General features: G+C 40.9%; 6 protein-coding genes and 1 pseudogene. 1 reads left to right on the plus strand and 6 read right to left on the minus strand.

Annotated elements, in window-relative coordinates; all coding sequences use genetic code 11:
* Positions 1 to 87: 87 nt before the first annotated feature.
* The 6 genes from H6G97_RS49875 to H6G97_RS49900 form a co-directional block, all read right to left on the minus strand.
* The gene (locus tag H6G97_RS49875; RefSeq protein ID WP_190947627.1) at positions 88 to 363 is read right to left on the minus strand and encodes a hypothetical protein; all 276 of its coding nucleotides are present in this window, start codon (positions 361 to 363) and stop codon (positions 88 to 90) included.
* Entirely contained in the window at positions 344 to 751 is a 408-nt protein-coding gene (locus tag H6G97_RS49880) for a hypothetical protein (RefSeq protein ID WP_190947628.1), read from the minus strand. Before H6G97_RS49880 ends, H6G97_RS49875 begins: the two co-directional genes overlap by 20 nt.
* The gene (locus H6G97_RS49885) at positions 748 to 903 is read right to left on the minus strand and encodes a hypothetical protein (protein WP_190947629.1); all 156 of its coding nucleotides are present in this window, start codon (positions 901 to 903) and stop codon (positions 748 to 750) included. Before H6G97_RS49885 ends, H6G97_RS49880 begins: the two co-directional genes overlap by 4 nt.
* Positions 887 to 1,126 (minus strand): hypothetical protein, encoded by a 240-nt coding sequence (locus H6G97_RS49890; RefSeq protein ID WP_190947630.1) that lies wholly within the window; start codon positions 1,124 to 1,126, stop codon positions 887 to 889. Before H6G97_RS49890 ends, H6G97_RS49885 begins: the two co-directional genes overlap by 17 nt.
* A 14-nt stretch (positions 1,127 to 1,140) precedes the next feature.
* Entirely contained in the window at positions 1,141 to 1,482 is a 342-nt protein-coding gene (locus H6G97_RS49895; RefSeq protein WP_190947631.1) for a hypothetical protein, read from the minus strand.
* Positions 1,483 to 1,687: 205 nt separating this feature from the next.
* Positions 1,688 to 1,882 carry a hypothetical protein gene (locus H6G97_RS49900; RefSeq protein WP_190947632.1) on the minus strand — a complete coding sequence of 65 codons (195 nt, stop codon included), beginning with the start codon at positions 1,880 to 1,882 and terminating at the stop codon, positions 1,688 to 1,690.
* A gap of 93 nt (positions 1,883 to 1,975) precedes the next feature.
* On the opposite strand from H6G97_RS49900, the pseudogene H6G97_RS49905 reads away from it, so the two are divergent.
* Positions 1,976 to 2,296: pseudogene (locus H6G97_RS49905) on the plus strand (Rpn family recombination-promoting nuclease/putative transposase); the annotation flags it as partial.
* Between the last annotated feature and the right edge of the window lie 100 nt (positions 2,297 to 2,396).

Consider the following 2,396-nt stretch of genomic DNA (forward strand, 5'->3'; position numbering starts at 1 on the left):
CAATCTGCATCTGCTCAAATTTCATATTGGTTACAGCGAGTTTTGGAAATATCACGTACAGAACCAGAATCAATGAGTGCTTGATCTCTATGAATTTTTCCTCTGTTTGACCAACACCGATCGCAAGTACTGCCGACAAGCTGCTTCTCCCCGATAAATCAGAATCCGCAGCGCCTGTATTTCCTGCATTGGAGAAACACAGATTTCGGCAATCGCAGCAATCAAATTCTGTTGCTTCTGCACATGAGAAAGATGCTGCTGCTCTAACACAGCAATTTTGGAGTTTAACTGCTGTATCTGCCGTAATGCTTGCGTCAGGGATGATTCTTTGTTTTGAGAGCGATTATCTAGAGTTAATGTCATTTTCTTGTTCCTCTAAATTTAGATGGTTAAAAGCTTGCCAATCCGGGCATTGACTACCCTCGCAGCCGTGAGGATGAATAGCGCAATTGAGCGTTACACCGCCATAACTCGACCCGTGATAGTACCTGCAACAAGAGCAGGGAAAGGAAATAGGCTTAGATTGGAGTAAATCCCCAATTTCGACTGCCTCAATCCGACTAGCCAAAAGCATGGTTAATCCAGTGCCAAGCATACCCAGACCAAAAGCTAGCCTCGCCGCGCTTGCAGGTATTGTGATGTTGAAATAATTCGGTTTCTTTTGCCCGAAAACCAGGAGAGAGCCACTTAAAGTATTGGAAAAGGCGAAAACTGCAATGGCACAATTGAGGATCAACTGTTTTTTGTTCATCTCTGTTTTTTCGGTGGTTCGTGCTTTGATAACAAAGAAGAGAAGTCGTAAATCGTTACTATTGATTTTGGTTCAGGCTCAGGTTTTGGTTTCGACTCTATCACAAGTTCAGGATTGCCTAAACCAACTGCATTTTTAATTTCTTGCTCCATGACTTGATTCTCCTTGTTGATTAAATTTCTCCACCTGATCAATTGCCTCTACTACTTCTCCCAAAACATTGAACGCATCATTTAATACCACATCATTTGATGTAGAAAAATGCTCTGACGATTGAAGCCTGCGATAATCCTTACTACTCCCCACAAGCCGCAATGTATATTGACATCCTTGCAAGATAGTCCGAATCTCTGATGTAGTTAACTTGATTTCCATCGCTGTTTCTTCCCCTAAAATTTATCTCGTTGAATGCTGAGACTTGCTCCGACTAAAGAAGTCCCTAAGAAGGCGGAAAAACTGACCAACATTGCACCTAAGCAAATGTTCTTCTGTTGCTGCCACCCAGAGATGGTTATGTTGGGATTATTAGTCTCGATAATCTCCATTCCCCAGCACCCTATTGCTCCAACTCCTGAAAAGCCAGTCAAGAGCAGAGAGATGATTGCAGTTGTTTCTATGGTGCGGTCGATAAAAATCCTGGGGTTAAATCTTCTCCTAGTACGACGACGAGGAACCATTTTACTCTTGTGGTCTAATTGAGATTGGTAAACAACTTGTTTGTGGTTAGTCATTTGGAATCCTCCAATTCAATAAAAAACCCTGTACCAGTATTCTTAATCTTTACTTTTCTTTGATTGACCAAGCCTTGAATCACTCCCAGGCTAAATTTAATACTGCACAACCGTGCGCTACCCCCACAACGATGAAGATACTGTAGACACAATGAGGAATGGTCAGCAGGGGCGGGGTGAGTAGATTTTCTCGGCATAATCTTGACTATGGCTCTATGATTTGTAAATGATGGGGATTGAAAAAAATTCCTTGATCAGGCGGCATATCTGGGAAATGAACGCAAACCATTCCGTGTGCCGAATACTGAATTACTGTGCCTGTTTGCCCTAATCTTGAATCTTGTTCTGTAAGTGCTTTAATTACTTTGACAACTGAATTAATTGGTGGAAGATTAGACATGATTTTTGTCCAAACTAATTACTAACTAAAGTTGAATTGCAGTGATTAACTAAGACAATGATAAGATTTGTTTATCTTTGATAATACGTGTTCATGTTTGACAACACCTGCAAATTTATCGCGGAGATGTATTCTCCTGATTTCGCTACTTGGTTATTAGGAGAACCAATTACTTTAACCAAATTAAGTCCTACAGAATTGTCTTTAGAACCGATACGTGCTGATGCTTTAATCTTGTTGCAGTCAGATGAAGTTGTTCTCCACATTGAATTTCAGACCAAACCCGATGATGATATGCCGTTTCGGATGGCTGATTACCGTTTGAGGGTGTATCGCCGTTTTCCCAATAAACGAATGCACCAAGTGGTAATTTACTTAGCCAAAACTGAATCAGAGAAGGTGTATAGGACTAGTATTTGATTTCTGAAAAAGCTCCGTACATTTGAAGAGTGGCAAAATCACTCGTTTGTGTGCTGGATAAACCACTCAAACATCCATTTCAGATGAGAGAACG

The organism is Nostoc flagelliforme FACHB-838, from assembly GCF_014698065.1.
Classification (GTDB): domain Bacteria; phylum Cyanobacteriota; class Cyanobacteriia; order Cyanobacteriales; family Nostocaceae; genus Nostoc; species Nostoc flagelliforme_B.

What these genes read in the sequence shown, in the direction of transcription:
- H6G97_RS49875 (WP_190947627.1), bottom strand. Translation starts at nt 363, where the DNA reads ATGACATTAACTCTAGATAATCGCTCTCAAAACAAAGAATCATCCCTG.
- H6G97_RS49880 (WP_190947628.1), bottom strand. Translation starts at nt 751, where the DNA reads ATGAACAAAAAACAGTTGATCCTCAATTGTGCCATTGCAGTTTTCGCC.
- H6G97_RS49885 (WP_190947629.1), bottom strand. Translation starts at nt 903, where the DNA reads ATGGAGCAAGAAATTAAAAATGCAGTTGGTTTAGGCAATCCTGAACTT.
- H6G97_RS49890 (WP_190947630.1), bottom strand. Translation starts at nt 1,126, where the DNA reads ATGGAAATCAAGTTAACTACATCAGAGATTCGGACTATCTTGCAAGGA.
- H6G97_RS49895 (WP_190947631.1), bottom strand. Translation starts at nt 1,482, where the DNA reads ATGACTAACCACAAACAAGTTGTTTACCAATCTCAATTAGACCACAAG.
- H6G97_RS49900 (WP_190947632.1), bottom strand. Translation starts at nt 1,882, where the DNA reads ATGTCTAATCTTCCACCAATTAATTCAGTTGTCAAAGTAATTAAAGCA.